Genomic DNA, 21296 nt, shown 5'->3' with positions numbered 1-21296 from the left:
TAGGCCGCGACGATGTCGATCACACCGGAGCGCGTCTCTTCCAGGAAGCCGTTGCAGGACAGGGCAATCCATCGGCTCGCCCGCCTAGGCATCATCATACTAGGCCGCAGGCATTCGCATCATATTCCGCTAAACCTCGTTATCCCGTTTGGCGCGTCGCTGCCAGCGATCGGGCCTGCCTTTAACTGCGTACCCTGCACCTGCTTCAGCGCGGCGCCTTTTGTTTGCAGCGAGGACGGTGTCGGAAGGACGTTGCCATCGTCACGCCCGGCAGCGGCGATCAGGATGGCCAATTGCGTGTCGGAGAGACGTTTGGATTTCGCTTCCGTCGGCATCGGGTGGCTCCCGTCGTTCGCGCTGGTCCCGAACCGGCGCTTCCACCCAAAGCCCGGAGGTTGATCCGGGCCACGGTTCGGCAGTGCCGCAGCGTCCCGCCGAGAGTTTGCATCGCTACCGCACAGGCCTCCCCTCGACATCCGAATCATCACAGGGCATCTGAAAGCGATTCCGATTCCATCGCGGATACGCTAGTCGAAGCGGGCTGGAGTCGGTTGCCTCGATCCGCCACCCTCGTGCCGGATCCACGCCGCAGCCATACCCGTTGGAGGCAACATGTCTGGCACCCTCGAACCCCTGACCGGCATCGTCACCACTGATCTGGCCGCCGTCACGCGCGGGCGCTTCGTCGCAACGACTGATATCGATGCCACCGCGGCGACCGGGGTAGGCTGGATCCAGTCGAACCTGTCGCTGACTGCATTCGGCGGGCTTTCCAATCCCAACATCTGGAAGTCATCAGGCGACCTGCGCCTGATCCCCGATTTCGGTGCACGCTTTCTGACCCATGCCACCGGCGGCGACATTCCCTTCGACATGGTGATCGGCGATCTTGTCGAGATCGACGGCAGTCCGTGGGCTGCCTGCCCGCGCAACGCCCTACGGCAAGCCGCAGCGGCGTTGGAGACGGAGACCGGACTGAGGCTGAAAGTATCTTTCGAGCAGGAATTCTACCTGCTGAGGCCGGAAGAGGCGCCCGATCACCCGCTAGCCTTTTCAGCCCTGCGGCGCTCCGGCGCATTCGCCCCGCAACTGGTGGCCGGGTTGCGCGAAGCCGGATTGCGGCCAGAAAACATACTCGCCGAACTCGGCCCCGGACAACTGGAGATCAGCATTGCCCCCTCGGCTCCAATTCCCGCCGCCGATCAGGCCGTCGCGGTGCGCGAGATCGCCCGGGAGCTGGCGCACAATTTGGGCCAAAGGGCCAGTTTCGCACCCAAACCCTACGCCGGCCATTCGGGCAGCGGCGTGCACATTCATTTCAGCCTGACGGATTCCGAAGGACATGCGCTGACCTATGACGCGGACGGGCCAGCAGGATTATCACCGGAAGCAACGCGCTTCTGCGCCGGCATCCTGCGCCACCTGCCGGCACTCACCGCCTTCACCGCTTCCAGCCCTGCCTCTTTTGAGCGACTGAAGCCCTATAGCTGGAGCGCGTCCTATACATGGCTTGCCGATCAGGACCGCGAAGCAACGCTGCGTGTCTGTCCGGTCCTCGCCATGAAGTCCGCGCCAGCCGACCAGCTCAACATCGAGTTCCGGGCCGCGGATGCCACCGCCAATCCCTATCTGGCGCTTGCCGCCCTTATCCGCGCCGGACTCGAAGGGTTGAGAAACAGCTATGAACTACCGCCGCTGGCCTCGGCCAATCCGGAAGAGCTTTCGGAGGCGGAGCGTCAATATCATGGGCTGAAGCGGCTGCCGACAAGCCTGTCGCAGGCGCTTGCACAGTTGGAGGCCGATGCGACGGTGGGTGAATGGTTCCCGCGCCCGCTGTTCGACACGTTTCTTGCCGTCAAACGTACGGAAGCGGAAATCGGCGAAGGCTTCGACAAAGATGATCTACTTGAAACCTACCGCGCGCTTTACTGAACGAACCGCCCGCCCGGTGCTCGAGCGGGCGGGCGTTGACTGAGCTTTGCGTTGACTGAGCTTTGCGGGGCATCAGCCCTTTGCGGCTTCAAGGAAGTCCAGCGTCTCCTGCGAGGAGGCGACATGGCAGTAGATCATGTTGATGATCTCCAGCTCGTTGTCGTGCAACTGCTTGGTGGCGGCCGCACAGCAGTCTTCCACGACCACGACGTTGAAGCTCTCGTCAGCAAGGCTGCGCACCGTGGACGCAACGCACTGGTCGGTGAAGATGCCGACGACGATCACGTTCTTCACGCCCATGTTCTGCAGGATAAGGCGCATGTTGGTGCCGGTCAGCGCGCTGTCGGTCGTCTTGCAGAATACGATCTCGTCGCCTTGCGGTTCCAGCTCGGGGACGATCTTCGATTCCTCGCTGTCCTTGGGCAGCAGCAGATAGTTCCAGCCTGGCTTCTTCTGGCTCAGCGAGCGGTCGCGGCCGTCGTTCTTCATGCAGGCTATGCGGGCAAACATCACCTCCACGCCCTGCTCGCGGCTGGCCTCGACCAGCTTGGCGATGTTGGGGATGACGACGTCGTTCATGCGCGCCCGGAACGGCTCCCAGCGGTCGCGCTGAACCGGATCCTCCGAGGGCACGAGATAGGTGCTCTGCACATCGACCACCAGCAGCGCGGTTTCGGTCGGGTCGAGGACGATGTCTTCCGGCTCCGGGGCTCCCTGATAGTAGAACGAGCGATAGTTCGTCTTCCAGTTCATGACAGTCTCCAAATGAACGGGTGGTTGAAACCGGTGAGCCGGCGTCTCAGCCGCGGCGTCGCAATTTCCGCCAGGTGGCGCCGAACTCCTCGGCCTCGATCAGCCCGCCTGGCCGTAGCGCCAGCACGGCGATCATGGCCAGCGCCAGCACGATCTCGGTCAGGCCGACGAGCTGCCAGGGGAACACGGACGAGCTGTTGAGCGCGTTTTCGGTGGCGCGCAGTGCCTCGAAGGCGAAGGTAACGACGAAGGTGCCGAGCACCGCGCCCGATACCGTCCCCGCGCCGCCAATGACCAGCATGCCGAGGATGACGAAGGTTTCCTTCAGGTAGAAGGCCGACGGCTGGTAGGAGGTGATGAAATGTGCCCACAGCCCGCCGGCGAAGCCGGCCAACAGAGCGCTGAGCACGAAGCCCTTCCAGCGCAGGAGAGACAGGTTCGCTCCCATGGCGCCGGCCGCGACCTCGTCGTCGCGCACGGCCCGCAGCAGAAGGCCGGTCCGCGATTCCTTGAAATACAGCGCTATCAATGCGGCCAGTATCGCGCCGGCGGCAGCAAGATAGATCGTGGTGGCCTTCGGCACGCCGAACAGGGTGCGCGGACCATTGGTCACCTCGCTCCAGTTGACCATGATGGTGTGCATGACCACCAGAAGCGCGAAGGAGGTAATGACGGCTGCGGCATCGGAAAGCCGCATCAGCGGATAGGCCACCAGCGCCGCGACCAGCATGGCCGCCACCGCCCCCACCGCGATCGCGGCATAGGGGCTGAGCAGGATCGGCTTCAGCACCGGATAAAGATCGGGCAGCACCATGCCGCGCATCTGCAACGGGATGGTGAACAGCGACGATGTGTAAGCGCCGATGCCCATGAAGGCTATGTGGGCGAAAGACAGGATACCCGAATTGCCCATGAACGCCTGAAGCCCAAGCACCAGGATCATGTTGATGAAGAGAAGGGTGACAATGCGTTCGAACACCGGGAAGCCCAGGAAGCGCGCGGCCAGCATGACGGCGAGGACCGGAATGACGATCGCAACGAAGGTGATCAGCTTGCTGTTGTTCATTGTCTTGCTGACTGTCAGGTGCGCTGGCCGGTCGCCGGCCCTTGGATTAGCCCGTCGGGACGCCACAGCAGGATCAGGATGACGAGCGAGAAGGTGAAAGCATCCCGGAACTTGAGAAGCTCGGGCGGGAGCAAATAGTTGAAGGTTGTGACGATCAGCGCCAGCAGGAATCCGCCGAACACTGCGCCCTGCAGACTGCGCATGCCGCCGATGACGGTAGCGATGAAGGCGACGAGCAGCGGCTCCAGACCGATGCCCGGCACGACCGAGCCGATGCGGCCAAGCCAGAACAGGGAGACCACGCCAGCCAACAGGCCGCTCAGCGCGAAGGCCGAGGTGATAACCAGATTGGCCGGGATGCCCAGCATCCGCGCCATGGTGAACTTGGTGGCGGCGGCGCGCATTGCCAGACCCAGAACAGTCTTCTTCATGATGAAGGAAAAGATCGCCAGCATGATCGCGGCGGCAACGATGGTGAGGATGTTGCGCAGCGGAATGATCGCGCCGAACAACACCACGGTATCGGAGAAGATGTCAGGGAGCGGCACGGTGCGGGCGCGCGGCGAGATGAACAGCAGCGCCGCGTTCTGCAGCAAGGTGGAGAAAGCGAAGGAGGTGATGAGCACCGCCGTCACCGATTTGGAGCGCACCGGGCGGAAGGCGGCGTACTCGGTGGCGATGCCGGCTCCGATGGCCATCAGCACGGCGACCGCCGCCATGACCAGCCAGGGAAGCGGCGTGCCGCCGAGCAGGAACAACGAATATCCGGCGACCATGATGAGTTCGCCATAGGCGAAGTTCACCAGTTTGAGGATGCCGTAGACGATGACCAAACCGAGCGCCATCAGCGCATAGAGGCTGCCAAGGCTCAGCACGTCGATCAGGAACTGTACATAGACCGCCACGGCGTCACCCCAGATAGATCGATTTCAGGTCGGACCCCGCGGCGATGTCGGCCGAAGCGCCGGACGTCGCGACACGGCCGAGTGACAGCACATAGGAGCGGTCGCTGATCTTGAGCGCCTTGGAGGCGTTCTGTTCCACCAGAAGGATTGTCACGCCGGATTGGCGCAGCTCTAAAATCATCTCGAAAATGCGATCGACGATAACAGGCGCAAGGCCAAGCGAGGGCTCGTCGAGAAGGAGCAGCCGGGGATCGGACATCATGGCGCGCGCGATGACGAGCTGCTGCTGCTGGCCGCCGGACAACGTTCCGGCCGGCTGGCGGATGCGCTCGGCAAGCAGCGGGAAAAGCTCGAACATTCGTTCTTGGCTGGCCGCAACACCGCGCGTATCCCTGCGGCGACAGAAAGCGCCGAGCTGCAAGTTTTCCTCAACAGTCAGATCGGGGAACACGTCGCGGGTTTCCGGCACCATAGCCACACCCCGGCGCACGAGTTGCTCAGGCGTCAGCCCGGAGATGTCGCGCCCATCGAGCCGAATTGTGCCGCGCGCCGGTTTCAGGACGCCGGCGATGGATTTCAGCGTGGACGACTTGCCGGCGCCATTTGCCCCCAGCAGCGTGACGAGTTCCCCCTGCTCCACCCGCAGGCTCACGTCGCGTACCGCCTTGACGGCACCGTAACGCAGTTCGATCTCTTCGATCTCAAGCATGGTCTTCAGTTGTCAAAGCGTCGGCGCCCAGATAGGCCTCGATCACCGCCGGCAGGCGACGCACCTCGTCCACCCCGCCCTCGCCGATGGTTCTTCCCTGAGCAATGGCCTGCAGGCGGTGGCATAGGCGCATGATGAGCGGCATGTCGTGGTCAATGATGACGATGCCGAGGTCACGCTCCTGCGGCAGACGGGCGAGAATCTGCATGAGCGTCGCCGACTCGTCCTCGTTCATGCCGGCAGCGGGTTCGTCGAGCAGCAGATATTTCGGCTCGGCCGCCAGCGCCCGGGCAATTTCGACACGACGCTCGTCGCCGTAACTGAGCGAACCGGCGAGTTCGGCGCGATAGGTCCCCAGCGAGAACTCCTCCAGCAGGCGATCGACGACCCTGCCGGCCTCTCGACGCGAACTGCCTTTGGCAATTGCGGCGACCTCGATGTTCTCCTCCACCGTCAGATTGGAGAACAGTCGCACGGTCTGGAACGAACGCAGGATACCGTGTAGAGCCCTTTCGCGCGGCAGCAATGCGCTGATATCCTCGCCGTCGCAGGTGACTGTGCCGGAGACCGGCTTCACCTGCCCGGTAAGCACATTGATGAGCGTCGTCTTGCCCGAGCCATTCGGCCCGATGAGGCCGAGAATCTCGCCCCGGTTCAGCGTGAGGCTGACAGTGTCGAGAGCCCGCAGGCCGACGAATTCCACCGTGATGGAATTCGCCTTCAGGCTTTGATTGGCCATGTTCTTGCAGCCGGATTGTGTGGATGACTTGGAAAGGTGAGACCTTGCCGAATCCGGAAAGTACGTGCCGGCAACTGCGGGGAGAGACTGGCAACGTCCCGCCCCGCCGCCGATTTCAGCGCATCAGAGAGGCGGCTGGCTCTCGGCGCGGCGCCAGCCGAGGAAGGAGGGCTTGCCGCCGCTGATGCCGATGAGCGCAGCGGATTTGTCCGGCTGATGGCCGAGCTCGGCATTGGAATAAGAGAGTTTGCCGGTGAGCAGGTCGAACTCGTTTTCCTCGAGCGCCTTGGCAACGGCCGCACCGTCGGTGGAGCCGGCGATCTCGACCGCCTGTGCCATCAGCATGACCGTATCCCAGCCGGTGGCGACAAAGGAGGTGTCGGGCTCGGCGCCGTGCTGGGCCTTGTAGAGCTCGATGAACTTGCTCATGTCGGGATGCGCCTCAGAACCCATCCAGGTATGGCTAACGAAGTAGATGTCGTTGCCGAAGCGCTCGCCCAGAGCTTCGAAGAGGCTCGGATCGTCGTAGGAGTCACCGCCCATGATGGGCGTCGTGATACCGACTTCGCGGATCGCGCGGATGATGGTACCGAGGTCCGGCATATAAGACGAGATGAAAATCACATCCGGCTTTTCGGGCAGGGCCTGAAGCCGGGCGAGTTGCGCCGAAAAGTCCTGCGCGCCCTGCGTGTAGGCATCCTCAAGCACGACCTCGCCACCCAGGTCCTTGTAATGCTGGGTGAAATACTTGCTCAGGCTCTTGGTATAGGCAATGAACTGGTCGGTGACGACATAGGCTGACTTCCAGCCGCGCTCATTGAAGGCATACTCGGCCGCGGTCGCGCCCATAGCCGTGTTCCACATCGACAGCGTGAACTGCTTGTCGCCGAGCGACCAGGCGCTGTAAAGCGGATCGGAGGCGCAAGTCGAGATGCCGACGATATCCGCGTTCTGCGCCTCGCGGCTGGCGGGACCGCCGAAATCGAAATCGCAAGGCGCAATGATCAGCTCGGCTCCCTGATCGATCACGTTGATGGCGTTGTTGCCGACAGTCACCGGATCGCTCTTGCCGTCGATGTTGATCAGCTTGACCTTCTTGCCGAGCAGGCCGCCCTGGTCGTTCAACGCCTTCACGGCAACTTCAGCGCCCTTGAGGCCAGGTTCATCAAGCGGCGCCTGAACCCCGGTCAGGCTGAGCGCACCGCCGATGATGATCTCTTCTTCCGCCACAGCGCTGCCCGCCAGACCGAAGCCAAGTGCAGCCGCCAGAACCAGGCGCGAAACTCCCCTGCGAAAAACCACGTCGATTTCCTCCGTAGATCAAATTGGGCTTCGGGACCTCTCCCTGAAGCCGGCTCCCGGAGTCGACGCTATGAAGGGGCAACAAAATTGTCAATAATGAAAATTTTCTTATATGAAAATCAGGAATTTCCGCGGTGAGGAGGCCGCGTGGACACGAAGATGATTTCGGCCGGATCGGTACTTGTGCAGACATAGGCATGGGGAATGCCTGAATCGAAACAGGCGCTGTCCCCCTGTCCGAGAAGCAGCGGTTCGTCTCCCTCGAGATACAAGCCGATAGAGCCGAAGAGAACCGTTACCACCTCCTCGCCTTCGTGATTGCTCCAGTCGATACGGTCCGGCACTTTCTTCGTATGGACAACCATGATGCCGGAATTCAGTCGCCCGTGCACGCGGGTGGCCTGCGGATAGTAGTCGTAGAGCGACGTGCGGTGCGGCTCGATATCGCCACGCCGCTGCAAAACGATCTTCTCGTCTTGATCGACCTCCGGCTCCAATATGTCGGTCACCAGAAGACCGAGTCCCCTTGCGATCTTGTAGATCGTCTGGAAGCCGCCGGAGACCTTGCCGGTCTCGATCTTGGAAATGGTGGCGAAGGACACGCCGCATTTGTCGGAAAGCTCGACGAGCGTCAGATTCTGCTCCAGTCGCCGCTGCCGCAGATGCTTTCCCACATTGTCCTTGGTCGTTGGCAGCGGGGCATCATCCTGCGCATGCTTGGATTTTTGCACTGCCATCGATTGCTGCGCCCTGGCTCGATCCTGCTCCATCCTGCAGCTACACAGAATTACCCATCATGTTTCCCATTTTCAACTTTGAAAATACCAGCGAAATGCACAGATCCAAGCCGCGCCCAGCCTGCCCCGTGATCCGGGCCAGCTCCGTGCCCATAACCGAGTCCAACGCCTAGCGCAGGACCTCGATTGCTCCGATAACCCCGGTCAGCAACACTCCCGACAGGGCACATGCTATGGCAGATTTGAAGGGCCGGTTTGGCAGCGCAAAAAACCGCCTTATCAAAGCCGCTAAACCATCCCAATAGCAGGTCCGCCTTTCTCGGGCATGCACAGCGTGACCAATTGCTTGCCAAGGCCGCTTCCAATAGACCGTGACGGCGCGATACTTCACGATCTGGCGCGATCAAGAAACGGAACACCACGTCGAAAATGTCCGAGACGTCCACCGCCTCTCACGGTCTGACCGGCCAACAACTGGTGCGGCGGCGTACGCAACGATACATCGAGACGCTGCGCTGGCTCATCACCAACCTCGTCCTGTTCAGGCCGCTGCAAGTCGCACTCCTCGTTGGCCTGGTAACAGTGGGACGCAGCCTGCAAGCGGCGGCTTTTGCCGGTTTAATCTGGTTCTTTTCTTCGGCCCAGACGAACACGGCGCTGGTCGTGCTTGGGCTTTCCGTCGACACGCGCGACGGGGCGTGGATGGCGCTGATGTTGACCGTCGTCGCTGCAGCGATGGTCACGGCGACGTTCGTCATCTACCTGAGCGCGCGAATGAGCTTCTACCTGTCGACCGCGTTCGCCGAGAAGATCGTCGAATCGGTGTTGAACCTCGAGGGCGGATATCCGACCCGCACCGGGCTCGAGCGGAACGGCTCCATCTCGAAGCAGGTCCTGGATGTGACGAACGGCAAGCAGATGATGTTTCGGCCGATCAACGTGCTTCTGACACTGCCGCGCCACATCCTCCTCGTTATACCCGCCGTAGTCGGCATGATCTGGATCGCGGGAGAAGTCGTCGCCTTCCTGGCGCTGCTGGTTATCCCGGCGGCGGCGCTCAACTACATCATCAGCCATCGCGTGGTTGCGGTGCAGAAGAGCCGCAAGGAGGTGAATCGCGCCTTCCGCAAGGCCATGCACGAAACACTCGACACGATCGGCGACGAAAACACGGTGATAGCCGACCGACCGGCGCTCGCACAGAACCTGATCGAAAGCGATTCCAATCGGGCGAGCATCGAAGTTTTCTCGTCCTACATCCTGTCACCGCGACAATCCGAGTTCGTATCCAACGTTCTGGCCGCGGTCGCCGTCGCCGCAATCGGCTTTTATCTTGGCTACGAGGCGCTTTCCGGGGTCATGCCGCTGGCGCAGGTCATCGGCTTTTTCGTCATGCTGCGCGTTACCATCAGCGGCCTGACCGGCACCACGATCGCGCTGACCACCTACGCTCGGTTTTACGGCGTCCTGCGCAGCGCCTATGAATATCTGACGAGCCCGCTCAAGGATCCGGGGCGCTTCTTCGGCAAGCCGGTGCTGCACGCGGCGAAGCAGGCCAACCACGTGCCCGGTGCCTTGGGGAAGGACGTCCCGGTGCAACGCGGCGTTCCGGTCGCGATCATCGCGCCGGCAAAGCTCAATCGCTATACGCAGTATTTCTTTGCCTTGGCCCTGACCCAGCGCTCGCGGCAGACAACGCGCGAAAAGCTCAACGCAACGGCGCTTCGCTGCACAGCCGCCCTCGCCGAACCGGACCGCCTGGCCGAAAACGGACTGCTCTCCTTTACCGAAGACACTCTCGAAGCGCGTCTGGCGGGAACCGCAATCGCCGAAATAGCACCGACGATCGAGATAATCCGCCAGGCAGCGGACGACGGCGATGGTCTGGACGGACGGGATATCGCCCGTATCGCATTGCTGACGGCGTACCTGTCGAAAGCGGAATACATCATTATCGGCTTTCGCGTTCTCGCCGCGCTTCCCGACGCGGAGATCCGACTCTGGCTGGCGGCACTGACGGATCGCTTCATCGCGATCGCCTACCGTCCTCGGGGGTTCGATGGCTGCATCGGCGGCGAAGCGCATGCAGTCTTGCTCGACAAGGAGCGGGCGGTCGCCGTTGTCGAATCGCAGAATGCCGCTGACGCCGCCCGCGCAGTGACCGCAATCCTGAAAAGCGATGGCAACGAGACAGAGTCTCTGGATGACGAAATGGACGAAGAGTAGCGGTCGGCGCGAAGGCCGGATGGTTGAACTGCCGGAACCTTTCGGATAGGGGAATCCAGCCGGCTAGGCGCTGGAAAAGACGTCGGTTTCAGGCTCGAAGAACAGTACAGTCAGAGAAAGTGGACCCCATGAACACATCGGCACAGCCATCGGATGACGCGCCCTTCATCGCAGCGATTGAAGGAATCGTCTCTACCGTAACCGGCCGATCCGACGTGAAGCTCGCCGGCGATACCGACCTGATCGACGACGGAATCCTGGACTCACTGGATTGGTCGGTGTTTCTGCTCGACCTCGAAAAGCACTACGACATCAAGATCCCCGACGAAACCGCCGAGGAGCAGGGTTTGCAGACCGTCGGCAAACTCGTCAGCTTCATTCGCAGCGCGCTGTGAGCGCCACGCCGTTCCGGCCGTTTATCTACGGTCACCGCAACTACATCCGGGGCGTGGATTTCACGATGCACGTCCTCACGGAAGTAACGCCGCTCGCTGGGGCGTCTCCTGGTTCGATGGACCTGCGTTTTCCCCGCTTCTCCACGAAGGACGGCCAATTCGCGCGAGCGGCGCCCCCTGCCGAGGCCCGCGACGCTGCCGCCGTCCTCCATCTGCGGTCCGGCGACGACAACGCGATGTTCGTCTACATCGAAAGCGATCAGGATGCGCGACGGTCCGCTGACGATCCCGAGGCTGCCTTTAAGGGTCGTGCATCGCTTGAAGGCGAAACCGGCAAGATCACCGAAATATCCGGGCCGGACCTGTTCAGCGCGGCGATCTACCTGACCAAGACGCTGCACGAGCGCGTCGTCGAGACGTCGGGAAAGTGGATATACACCCGCTTCCGCACGGACTCCGCCGCCCGCATACAGGACCTTGTGGCCGACCAGGCCGCCAAAGACCTGGAGGTCCGGATAACAGGCATGCGCGCAAATCAGTGGAGCGCCAGCGATCTCCTCGTCGACGGCTCCGTCGTCGGAGAGATCTTTTTTGCACGAATCCCCGCATGACGACGGGGCGCATAACAATCCGCGCCCCACGTTTCATTCGTGAGCAGCTGCCGTGACCATCGTATTCGACAACCTGATGTCGGCGGTGGCGTTCGTAATGGCCTTCATGCTCGGGCATCTCGGCGCACATCTCCTGCGATCCGAACGGCTGGTCCTCGCCAACGCCCTTCTGTTCTCGATCGCCTTCGCCTTCATCGCATCGGCTGAAACGGCGATAACGGCAATTCTGATGGCGGCCTACGCCGCCATCTTCGTGCATCTGGACAGCCGGCGTTGGGTATCGGCCGGCGTCGTACCGGTGACCGCGATCTTCATTGCCGGGCGGATTGCGAGCGACCACGGCGACCTCTCGCTCCTGTTCCTGCCGTTCATCTACATCAGAACCCTCGGCACCATCGTCTGGACGTGGCGCTTTCCCAAGGAGCGCTTCGCACCGCGCGATGTATTCCTCTCGCTCCTGTTCTTTCCGACCCTGCCGATCGGGCCGATCCAGTTCGCCGACCGCATCAACGTCGCGGCGCTGTGCACGCTGCCCGCGAAGGAAGATGTCGCCTACGGTGCCAGGCGCGTGCTGATCGGCATTGCCAAGGTGGCGTGGCTGGGACCGGCGGTCACGTCACAGCTTGCTGCCCGGTTCAGCGGCATGGACGACGGCACCGTCGGATTGCTGTTCAAGGTTTTCGCCCTCTGGGCCGGCCTTTTCAACATCTACGTCATGTTCTCGGGCTACGTCGACATCGCCGTCGGCCTGTGCCGCTTCGTCGGCATCGAGAGCCGGGAGAACTTCAACCGCCCCTGGATGGCGCGCACTATCCAGGAATTCTGGCAGCGCTGGCACATGAGCCTGGTCTGGGTGACCAACAATCTCGGCTACCACCCCTATGTGCGCCGGACCGGGCACCGTTACCTCGGGATCGTCCTGGCCTTCACCTTCATCGGCGTCTGGCATGCCTTTACCTGGAACTACCTGCTGTGGGGCTTTGGCCACGGTGTCGCCCTGGCACTCTTCGCGTGGACTCAGCGCAATCCGCAGGTGCGTGCTATATGGGCCCGCTCGCAGGAGTATCCGGCGCTGAACCTGCTCCTGCAGGGCCTGGGATGGTTCGCTACGATGACTTACGTTTCGGCGCTTTCCGATTTCGCCGCGGGAGAACTGGGATGACCTTGGGCACGGCCAAACGCTGGCTCTGGACAGAGACCAAAGCCGTTCTCCTGCTTCTCCCCGTCGCCATCGCCATCCTCGTTATCCTGACGCAATGGCCGCTGTCGGACGTGGAATTCCTCTACGTGGATCTTTGACCGATGCGGTCCTTCCTCCGGCTCCTGGTGGCTCTCTGCCTGGTCATCGCGACGGCGCATCTTCTGCGCCAGTCCGGGGCGCTGATCGCTCTGAAGTCGGCCCTGGAGCCGCATGGCAAGGATTACAGGGCGAGCCTTGCCTTGTTTCGGAACGACGGCACCGAGAAGCCGATGGTCTTCGGCGACAGCTGGTTCCAGAAACAGCTCGGGAAAGCATGTGACGGGCGTCCCCCGATATTCGTCACGGTGCCGCAGACCTTTTTCAAGGATCTGGCCGACCTGGTCGCGTTCGCGACCGTTCACACGTCCGGACCGATCGTTGTCCAGATCGGCAACTACACCTGGTTCCCCAACCGAGATAACCGGGGCTTCAACTTCGACTACCTGCCCGCGAGTGAGCCCTTTTCCCCCGTGGAGGCCTGGCAGTCGACCGGCAGGCTGTTCGGCTTCGTCGAGGACTTGGCGCGGCGGGACAATACCGGCAGAGCGCGAAAGCCGAAGGAAGGGTATTATTTCGCGTCGGCAGACCTCAATGGCCTTGCCACGTTGGCCGAAGCCGCTCGGGCGGCGCCGGGCCGGCTCTTTCTGGTCTCTGCGGACAAGCACGAACTCAAGGACGTCACCCCCCGGCAGATCGCCCGGAGAGACGAGGCAATCTTGATGAATCGGGATCTCGGCCTTTATTCCGATATTGCAACTTTCGCCGCGGAGACCGGCTGCGCTCCCCTTCGCGCTTCGCAACACCGAACCAGCCAGAAGAAACACAAGCCATGATCGAGAAGATTGCCGTCGCTCTGCCAGATTGGATCGTCGACGCCGACGAGGTCGCCGGGTGGACGGATTCCGATCCCCAGTTCATCCGCGAGAAGGTCGGCATCGAAACGCGCCGTTTTCTACGCGACGACGAGACCGGATGCGATCTCGCCTCGCGTGCGGTTCGTGAGGTTCTCTCCGACGGCGGGACGGCTGGCGATGATCTCGATTTCCTCATCACCGTAACGCAGACGCCCGATCTGCGGCTGCCCCATATGAGCGCCCAGATCCAGAACGCCTGCGGGTTGCCGACAACCATCATGGCGTTCGACATGTCGCTGGGCTGTTCCGGCTACGTCCACGCCCTGTCCGTCGCCAGGGCGCTCCTGTCCACCGGGATGCGCTCGGGTCTCATCGTCACCTGCGACCCGTATTCGAAGATCATGCGGCGCCGGGACAAGGCGACGGTTACCGTGTTCGGAGACGGGGCCACGTGCAGCCTCATAAGGCGTGACGGTATCGACAGGCTGGGAAGCTTCGACTTCGGTACCGACGGCAGCGGGGCCGAACACCTCTGCTTCCAGGGGGCCAAGCTGGACGGCGCGGTTGCGAGCGAGGGACCGCCGTCTCCCGCGGATAGCGAACCGACGCCGAGCCTGCATATGAACGGACGCGAAATCCTCAACTTCATGCTCGAGCGGGTCCCGGAATCCGTCGATCGCTGCCTTGCCCGGGAAGGGCTCACCCGCGACGACGTCGACCTTTTCGTTTTCCACCAGGCGAGCCGCTACATGCTGACGCTGCTGGCCCGGCGCATGGGCCTGGATATCGCCAAGGTGCCTATATTCATCTCCGACACCGGTAACACGGTCTCCTCCACGATCCCGATCGTGTTGAACAGGCTCCAGCAGGCCGGGGAACTTGCGGGACGTACGGTCCTGCTGTCCGGCTTCGGCGTCGGCTTGTCGTGGGGAACCACGGTGATCCGGTTCTGATCACATGTCCCGGAAAGCGCCTCCCTCCCCCGCACCGGACAAGGACCCGGCCAATCCGCCGGAGAAGAGCGTGCGCGCATCGAGGCGCTTCTATCCGTTCCTCGCCTTCGGACTCATTGCCGCGGGGCTGGCTGCCATGGTTCTGATGCCGGACCTGAGCGCCTTCCGCTATAGCTCGAAATACAAGGACTATGCGGCATCGGTCTTCTGTGACGACCGCGACGTCGATGTCGCGTTCTTCGGGACGTCGCGGATGGCGCGCGCCGTGGATGCCGGCGAAATCGCCAGGGTATTCGAGGAGCACACGGGCAAGCCTCTGTCGATCGTCGATCTGGCCAAGCCCGGCGGCTCTAATTTCGCGTGGGTGCAGATGCTTTCCGATCTGCTCGAACACCGGCGGGTGAAGCTCATCGTCGTCGAAATGGGCAACCCCCGGAGACAGCCGCAATGGAAACAGCTCGATAAGCTGAGCGGCGTTTTGAAGAGCCCGGAACTCATCGATTATGCGCTGAACGTCGAAGAGAATAGCGTTGTCGAGAACCTCTTTTCGCTGTTCGAAGCGCGCCTTGGATCTCTGGAAGCGGGATTGGGAAGCCTCTGGCTGGGATGCGACGGATTGAACGGCAATATTGCCTATGACCCCACCCTCGGCCGTTACAGGCAGAAAGGCCCGTTCAGCAACGTCGATAAACTGCTGGCCGAACTGGACACCAACCCGATCAATCAGAATTTGTTCAACCCGAAATATAAGTTCAGCCTAAAGGTTGCCAAGACTATTCTTGCCTTGGCTGAAGAACATGGGACGAAGGTGATTTTCGTAAACCTGAACAGCATCGACGAGGATCAGCTTCAGCAGAAGCATATGACCCGCTTTCAGGAGAAATACGGCGCCGAACTGACGGCTTGGCCGGAGGCATTGATGGCGCTGTTTCGAACCGAGTTTAGCTACGCCGATAGGAACCATTTGGATGAGGACGGGGCGCGCCTTGTAGCGCCCTGGTTCGCCGAGAAGGTCGACGAGTATCTTTCCCGCGGCAACTAAAAGTTGGTTGATGCGACGGCGCCGCTGGAAATATTGTTAGCCGATATATATTTTTCCGATCAGCCGTCTTTGGCTGCGTCCAGAGCGGTGATTGGTGCGCGATGACGTTGGCGGAAAGCTCGTTCAGAGCGGGGCGCCGCATGACAACCGTCGCCGCGGATTTCGCTTGGGCTAGCTGAATTTCGTCACTAAGAACATGGTGAACAGGTTCAATAGTGCGGTTGGCCCTTTGGGCAACAAGATCATTGGCTGGGTATCCAATATGGAAAAGACGGGGGGACGCGAGAATAAATATGAACGCCTGGTTTTCGTTACTGGGCCTGCGCGCAGCGGGACGACGCTGCTGAACAGGATTCTTTGCAGCGGCAACAACCACATTCAATTTCCGGAATGCACGATAATAACGACCATTATAAAGACGATGGTCCGGCACAATAGTGCAACACCAGACCGCTTTCAGGCGTATTTCGGAAGCGAAGATACGAAGCTTCAAATATACAGAACGCATATCGACAACGTAATATCCAACCTCTTGCGGGATCAGCCACACAAATTCGGGCTCGTCTTAAAGGACCCGGACATCGCCCTGTATTTCAACGAGTACAGAGCATTGTTTCCGGAGGCCTATTTCGTTTTTATCGTCCGCGATCCGCGCGACGTCGTCGCGTCGCGAAAAGACGTTGTTCTCAGGAAAAACCTGGAGTTCACCCTAGATCACGTATTGGAAACCGTAAAAGTCGATTTCAATCGTATGGCCGCAAGACATCGCTCTTTAATAAACGATCCTCAGGTAGCCTTCGTGCGATATGAGGATCTGGTTCATTCGACGGAGGCGTCGATAAAGTATCTTGAAAATTTTGTCGGAACAACTTTGTCGAGAGAATTAAACGGCCAATCCAATTCGAAAGACAACCCCTTCTCGACACCGATAAGTACATCGGGGCGCGTCTCGGAAGACAGTGCAGGCTCGTTCCAATCACGCCTGACGGAAGCGGAAAGAGACATTGCGCAAAACGCGCTGGCCTACCAGATCAGATTTGCCGACAACGTATCTCATATAGGAAAAACATAGAGAAACCAGCCAACACTACGCTATCGCGAGTATAGCCCAAGCCGCCTCAGCGCCTCTTCAGCAATCTTCCTGTATTTCCCAAACGCATTCCGGTTTTCGCGAATCTGCAGCCTTTTGATAGTGCGCTTCTGGCGCTTTATTGTTGCGCCTTGTCTTTCTAAGGCGCTTTTCTGGTTTTCCAGCTTCGTTTGCAAGGCTGCGGGATCCAGGCGCGGGGCAACCCTCTGCGCGTAGGTCTTGTAGTCGCCCTTCCCGATCGTACAGTTGCGGCAGAACTTGGCTGCCTCACCGGTCATCATGTCGTGGCGGAAACGCCAGAATGCTTCCGAGTTGTAGAAATCGGCCAAATGCGCATCGGCATAGGAGGAGATCTCTTCGCCGAAACCATACCGCTCGGCAAGCTCCTGGCTCAGCTCCGGCGGCAGCCCCGCAGGCATGTAACAGCATGGGAATAGTCTCTTGCCCACGCGCATCCCGCCGTTCCAGGGCTGGTTGCAAAACTCGAGGAACGGTGTGTTGTCGAATTCCACGACCTGCGAGTCCTCCTCGTCGACATCCTCCTCGACGACGTCCCGCGTTTGAGCGAACCGGTCCGGATAACAGTTCTTTGCGATGGTGAGGCCAATGCCCAGTTCCCTGGCGCGTGCCTTGGCGCGGTCCAGATGCGCGACGCGCTCACTGTCATCCATCGCATCCAGCAATTCGTCAGCAAAGCGCTGCATCGCCCCCAATCTGATGCGCATGGGAGCAACAAATATGGATTCGATATGCTTGAGTTCCGCGGCAAGCTCCACGAGCTGCGGCAGTTCGGGCAGGTTTAGCTTTCCTGCGGTAAAGATGAACTTGTAGACGGCGCCCGTCTGGTGCGTCTCCTTGTGCGCCACGAAACGCCGGACCGATTCGAGGAAATTCTCGAACTTCGCCGGCTTCCGGATCAGCTCGTAGGTCTCCTTGGTGGCCCCGTCGACCGAGAACGCGACGTAGTCGAGATAGGCAGGCAGGTCCGCCCGGCCGCCAGACAGGGAATAGATGCCGTTCGTTATGACGCGGGTTTTCGCCTGAGGCTGCACTTGCCGGCAGATCTTCAGGATGTCCATGAAGTCGGGATGAAGGAAGGCCTCTCCGCGAGGGGTCAGATGGATATCATCCAACGGCCCGCACGATGAAAGCAGCGCGCGAAAATCATCCTTGTCCATATAGTTCTTGAGGAATCCGATCTCTGCAATATGGCACCACCTGCATTTCAGCTGGCAGTTCTCGGTGATCGAGATTCCAATACTTTTCAGCGGAATGCCCTCGCCATCCCGGTAGTAGCGATCCAGCTGTACAGATCGATCAAACCGATAGAGCGCCCGGATCGCTTCGAACTCGGCGTTATCCAGGCCGCCGGATTCTTTGCCCGTTCTAACGGCTGTCGATTGAATGTTCATTTGGATTGCACCCCACCGCAGATAAGGTGCTTGCCAAAGTGGCAGACCACGACGGCGCGCACAAGTTCTGGAACGCGTTAGCCGGCGTGCGCACTTAATGCGCGAAAGCGCGCGGTGCTTGAGAGGGACCGCAGGCCGTCGATTGCGGGCTTCTTTCTTGAGAAAGGGGCGCCGTGACGAACCGATCCGCTGGGTCCACGAACGGCTGGATCGGGTCAGCGGCAATGGGTGATTGGCTTGTTGAAGGCGATCCCGCGTTCGCGCGTTGTGGCGTGCGTCCGACCGGGCCGAGAAGTCGCACAAACGCCGGCGGCCGCTGCCGCGAGATCCGACAGAGCGTCGTCGGAGCTGGGTCTTCCCTCACCCCAGAACGTTTTTCCTGCATTGCGAGGCAATTGAACCCGTTCAAATTAGTGCTTTACGCTGTCCCCCATCCGGGGCAAATAACAGGATTGAACAGGCAAGCGCCGGCCTTCAGTGGAAGCTGACATTGCGTCAAGCGGGGATTCGTAAGCAGGCCCCATGAATGGTAAGTGTGGCGGAACGTCCAATTCGGCGTTCCACGGCGGCCACAAGAGACGGGGGTCGGACTACGGTGGTCGACGGCTCGCGGGACGTAAATCGTGACGACTGGATCTCGATAGAGAACAGGCAGTTCGAAACGCGACGCACCACGGGTTTTCCGGGCGATAGGACGAGAGCATACCGCCAGCCCCACTTCATTATCCGACCATTTCAGAGCGCGGACTCGGGAGCGCCTTCCATAAGAGGGGCATCGGGATCAGAACCGCAGTTCATTCAGCCAGAAGCATTGCACAATTAAATAAAACGCAAGCTCGACAAATCCAGCCGAAACGATCAGCGCTAAGAATTAGATCGGGATTGAAAATGAATATAAACCACCGCGCTTTTACAACCTGAATCTCGGCACACCACACGAACAATACCCGGACGAATAACGCATGGCTTCTATCAGTATCATCATCCCGTTCTACAAGGACTACGCCTACATCAAACAGGCGGTCGATTCTGTCCTTGCCGAAGACCTGCGCGATTTCGAGATCATCATCGTCAACGACAACCCCTGTGAACGCTCCCAATCGTTCCTGTCCGGTTGCCGCTTTCCCAATCCGGTTCGGATCGTCACGCACGAAGCGAACCGGGGCCTGTCTGCCGCGCGCAATACCGGTGTCGCAAACGCGAACGGCGAGTACATCGCCTATCTTGATGCGGACGACTTCCTGCTGCCGGGTGGATTGGCCCATCATGTTAGCTGGGCGCACAAGAGCGGCGCCGACGTCTGCCACAGCGTGACCGTGATTCATGAACAACGCGGCTCAAAGCTCGCGACTCACAAGATTCTCGGCCGCGACAGAAAATTCTTCCAGGTGACAGATCCGAAGACGAACCTGGCGGCGATGCCCGAGCTCCAGTTCATCGTCTCGTCCTGGCAGTCCATCTATCGGCGCGGTTTCCTGGAAAGCTCGGAAATCCGGTTCGACGAGGCACAGCAGAAGTTCGAAGATCGGCTGTATGTTCTGGAGACCGTGTTTTCCGATGCGCAGTTCGCACTGACCGATATGCCGACGCGCGTGTGGCGCCGCCGCTCCGGGTCGATAACGACATCGGACAAGTCGCCGCGTGACATCGAAATGATGACGGCCCTTATCGACAAGTGCACGGGGCTGGCCGAGGCCTGCGTGCGGGAAGGCCGGATCTCGCCCATTCATCTTGAGCGCGAAGTCGTACATTCGCTTTCAAGGCTGCTGTGGGAACTGCCTGTCCTGGAGGCCGCTCTAGAAGAAGACGACCTCGCGCTGCGTATCCGTCCCGTCCTGAGCAAGGCGCTGGCTCGCAGCGAGCCCAATCCGCAGATCTTGCTGGATCCGATTGCCCGGGAGATTGTAAATTTCGGATTGCCGAACAAGCGGGGCGAACTTTTCTCCCCCGACCTGGCAACCGCCGTGTGGCGCGGAATCGTCTCCCAGGACTGGGACAACGTCCGAAGCCTGCAGGAGATGGCGAGGCAGGCCAACGCGGCACGGTTGCCCAAGCCGGAGCCTGCCGGCCCCACGCCGGTGAAGACCGCACAGAGCTATCCGGATCGCGAGTTGATCGTGCATGTCGGCCTGCACAAGACCGGCACGACTCACCTGCAGCGCCAGTTTGTTCGCAATGACGAGGCCCTTCGACGGATCGGCGTCCTGTTCCCGAAAACCGGATTTGTCGATCATCGCGGCGTTTCGCTGAAGCCCGAAGGGACGCCCGGACACCAGGCCATCGCGCGCGCGATCACAAACAATGACCGCACTGTTTTCGATGAGCTGGAAAAAGAAATCGTCGATTCCGGCTGCAAGAAGATCGTACTTAGCTGCGAGAATCTTTGCTTCCCATTCACGACCGACGAGGTTCGCCGAGAATACGTTGACCGCGCGGATGAATTTCTTCGCGCGTTCCCGAACCGACGGGTGATCGCCACGATCCGACGGTCCGACCAGTATATCGAGTCGATTTATCGCGAGCGCATCACCAGTGTCGTCTCGACAGAATCCCGAAATATTTTCGAATTCCTGGTCGAGAACAGGAACCGGCTTCTAAACATCCGTGAAATGCTTGAGCCATGGAGCGTTTTTTCCGGAGGCAACCTATCGCTGCTCGACTACGAGAAGCTGCGGCGAGAAGACAACTATTTCGCGGCGTTCTGCGAAAACATCGGGATAGATCCGATCGCGGTTCCGAGCAAACGCGCAGCCGCCAAGCATACGTATAAGACCCCGCCGTGGGATGTTGTTGAGCTGATACGAATCCTGAAGACCTGCATTCACGATCCCGACAGACTGGAGGCAACCTCCAGAAGCCTGATCCATGCGGCGAGCTTCTACCCTTCAGACAACAGGGGGAAGTACTTGTTGTCGGTTGATGACCGGCTCGACGTCATTTCCGATAGCAGGAATTACAATCAGGCCTTTTTCGACTCCCTCAGCTTCCATTTTGACTACGACGCCATCGAACAAGAACTGGAATCGGACCGCCAGAACTGGTCGCCGCCGGATGGGATCGACTATCGTCTTGTCGAAACGTTCGTGAGCATGATTCAGAGCTCCGATGCCGCGGCCTCGGTCGGGCCGGCGGCCGCTGCCGACGGACCGGATGCAGCAGTCCAGGCGCTCCTGCGCAGTCCCGGCGCCAGCAGGATCCTGGTTGCTATGATGCGGGTCTACCGGCGCACGCCCAACTCTGTGCGGAGGCTGGCGAAATTGGCGCTTACGAAGTTGTATGGTACTGGGGTCAGGTCCGCATAGGCGGCGATCAGCGCGAACTTCAGGAACT

General features: G+C 60.4%; 20 protein-coding genes. 11 read left to right on the top strand and 9 right to left on the bottom strand.

The window, feature by feature from the left end; translation table 11 throughout:
- Positions 1-119 precede the first annotated feature (119 nt).
- The gene (locus tag MUB46_RS22500) at positions 120-335 is read right to left on the bottom strand and encodes a hypothetical protein (protein ID WP_261618222.1); all 216 of its coding nucleotides are present in this window, start codon (positions 333-335) and stop codon (positions 120-122) included.
- A 277-nt stretch (positions 336-612) separates the two neighbouring features.
- On the opposite strand from MUB46_RS22500, the gene MUB46_RS22495 reads away from it, so the two are divergent.
- Positions 613-1932, top strand: a complete 1320-nt coding sequence (locus tag MUB46_RS22495) for a glutamine synthetase family protein (protein WP_261618221.1) — start codon at positions 613-615, stop codon at positions 1930-1932.
- A gap of 72 nt (positions 1933-2004) precedes the next feature.
- Here the strand turns inward: MUB46_RS22495 and MUB46_RS22490 are convergent, their stop codons facing one another.
- The 7 genes from MUB46_RS22490 to MUB46_RS22460 form a co-directional block, all read right to left on the bottom strand.
- Entirely contained in the window at positions 2005-2685 is a 681-nt protein-coding gene (locus MUB46_RS22490; protein ID WP_261618220.1) for a cysteine hydrolase family protein, read from the bottom strand.
- A 46-nt stretch (positions 2686-2731) separates the two neighbouring features.
- Positions 2732-3751 (bottom strand): branched-chain amino acid ABC transporter permease, encoded by a 1020-nt coding sequence (locus MUB46_RS22485; RefSeq protein WP_261618219.1) that lies wholly within the window; start codon positions 3749-3751, stop codon positions 2732-2734.
- 14 nt (positions 3752-3765) lie between these two features.
- Positions 3766-4656 (bottom strand): branched-chain amino acid ABC transporter permease, encoded by an 891-nt coding sequence (locus MUB46_RS22480; protein WP_261618218.1) that lies wholly within the window; start codon positions 4654-4656, stop codon positions 3766-3768.
- Between the two features lie 4 nt (positions 4657-4660).
- Positions 4661-5365, bottom strand: a complete 705-nt coding sequence (locus MUB46_RS22475; protein WP_261618217.1) for an ABC transporter ATP-binding protein — start codon at positions 5363-5365, stop codon at positions 4661-4663.
- Complete coding sequence (locus MUB46_RS22470) at positions 5358-6104, bottom strand: ABC transporter ATP-binding protein (RefSeq protein ID WP_261618216.1); 747 nt, start codon at positions 6102-6104, stop codon at positions 5358-5360. The genes MUB46_RS22475 and MUB46_RS22470 overlap by 8 nt, the downstream gene beginning before the upstream one ends.
- 123 nt (positions 6105-6227) lie before the next feature.
- Entirely contained in the window at positions 6228-7406 is a 1179-nt protein-coding gene (locus tag MUB46_RS22465; protein WP_261618215.1) for an ABC transporter substrate-binding protein, read from the bottom strand.
- Between the two features lie 119 nt (positions 7407-7525).
- A complete protein-coding gene (locus tag MUB46_RS22460; RefSeq protein ID WP_261618214.1) occupies positions 7526-8176 on the bottom strand; it encodes a helix-turn-helix domain-containing protein in 651 nt (216 codons plus the stop codon).
- 396 nt (positions 8177-8572) lie between these two features.
- Here MUB46_RS22460 and MUB46_RS22455 point away from each other — a divergent pair, with 396 nt between their 5' ends.
- The 9 genes from MUB46_RS22455 (at position 8573) to MUB46_RS22415 (ending at position 16536) form a co-directional block, all read left to right on the top strand.
- Positions 8573-10369, top strand: coding sequence for a hypothetical protein (locus tag MUB46_RS22455; RefSeq protein WP_261618213.1), 1797 nt, complete (start codon positions 8573-8575; stop codon positions 10367-10369).
- Positions 10370-10497: 128 nt separating this feature from the next.
- On the top strand, positions 10498-10764 hold the full coding sequence (locus tag MUB46_RS22450; protein WP_261618212.1) for an acyl carrier protein: 267 nt from the start codon (positions 10498-10500) through the stop codon (positions 10762-10764).
- A complete protein-coding gene (locus MUB46_RS22445) occupies positions 10761-11375 on the top strand; it encodes a hypothetical protein (protein WP_261618211.1) in 615 nt (204 codons plus the stop codon). The genes MUB46_RS22450 and MUB46_RS22445 overlap by 4 nt, the downstream gene beginning before the upstream one ends.
- A gap of 52 nt (positions 11376-11427) precedes the next feature.
- A complete protein-coding gene (locus MUB46_RS22440) occupies positions 11428-12537 on the top strand; it encodes an MBOAT family O-acyltransferase (RefSeq protein ID WP_261618210.1) in 1110 nt (369 codons plus the stop codon).
- Positions 12534-12674 carry a hypothetical protein gene (locus MUB46_RS22435; RefSeq protein ID WP_261618209.1) on the top strand — a complete coding sequence of 47 codons (141 nt, stop codon included), beginning with the start codon at positions 12534-12536 and terminating at the stop codon, positions 12672-12674. The genes MUB46_RS22440 and MUB46_RS22435 overlap by 4 nt, the downstream gene beginning before the upstream one ends.
- Positions 12675-12815: 141 nt before the next feature.
- On the top strand, positions 12816-13448 hold the full coding sequence (locus tag MUB46_RS22430) for a hypothetical protein (protein WP_261618208.1): 633 nt from the start codon (positions 12816-12818) through the stop codon (positions 13446-13448).
- Positions 13445-14422, top strand: coding sequence for a ketoacyl-ACP synthase III (locus MUB46_RS22425; protein ID WP_261618207.1), 978 nt, complete (start codon positions 13445-13447; stop codon positions 14420-14422). Before MUB46_RS22430 ends, MUB46_RS22425 begins: the two co-directional genes overlap by 4 nt.
- A gap of 4 nt (positions 14423-14426) precedes the next feature.
- Entirely contained in the window at positions 14427-15464 is a 1038-nt protein-coding gene (locus tag MUB46_RS22420) for a hypothetical protein (protein ID WP_261618206.1), read from the top strand.
- Between the two features lie 229 nt (positions 15465-15693).
- Complete coding sequence (locus MUB46_RS22415; RefSeq protein WP_261618205.1) at positions 15694-16536, top strand: sulfotransferase family protein; 843 nt, start codon at positions 15694-15696, stop codon at positions 16534-16536.
- A 20-nt stretch (positions 16537-16556) separates the two neighbouring features.
- Here MUB46_RS22415 and MUB46_RS22410 read toward each other — a convergent pair whose 3' ends face one another.
- A complete protein-coding gene (locus tag MUB46_RS22410) occupies positions 16557-17966 on the bottom strand; it encodes a radical SAM protein (protein ID WP_261618204.1) in 1410 nt (469 codons plus the stop codon).
- Positions 17967-18928: 962 nt separating this feature from the next.
- On the opposite strand from MUB46_RS22410, the gene MUB46_RS22405 reads away from it, so the two are divergent.
- Positions 18929-21268, top strand: a complete 2340-nt coding sequence (locus tag MUB46_RS22405) for a glycosyltransferase family 2 protein (RefSeq protein ID WP_261618203.1) — start codon at positions 18929-18931, stop codon at positions 21266-21268.
- Positions 21269-21296 lie beyond the last annotated feature (28 nt).

Origin of the sequence: Microbaculum marinisediminis (assembly GCF_025397915.1) — a bacterium.
Classification (GTDB): domain Bacteria; phylum Pseudomonadota; class Alphaproteobacteria; order Rhizobiales; family Tepidamorphaceae; genus Microbaculum; species Microbaculum marinisediminis.
This window is presented reverse-complemented; position numbering and strand designations above follow the sequence as displayed.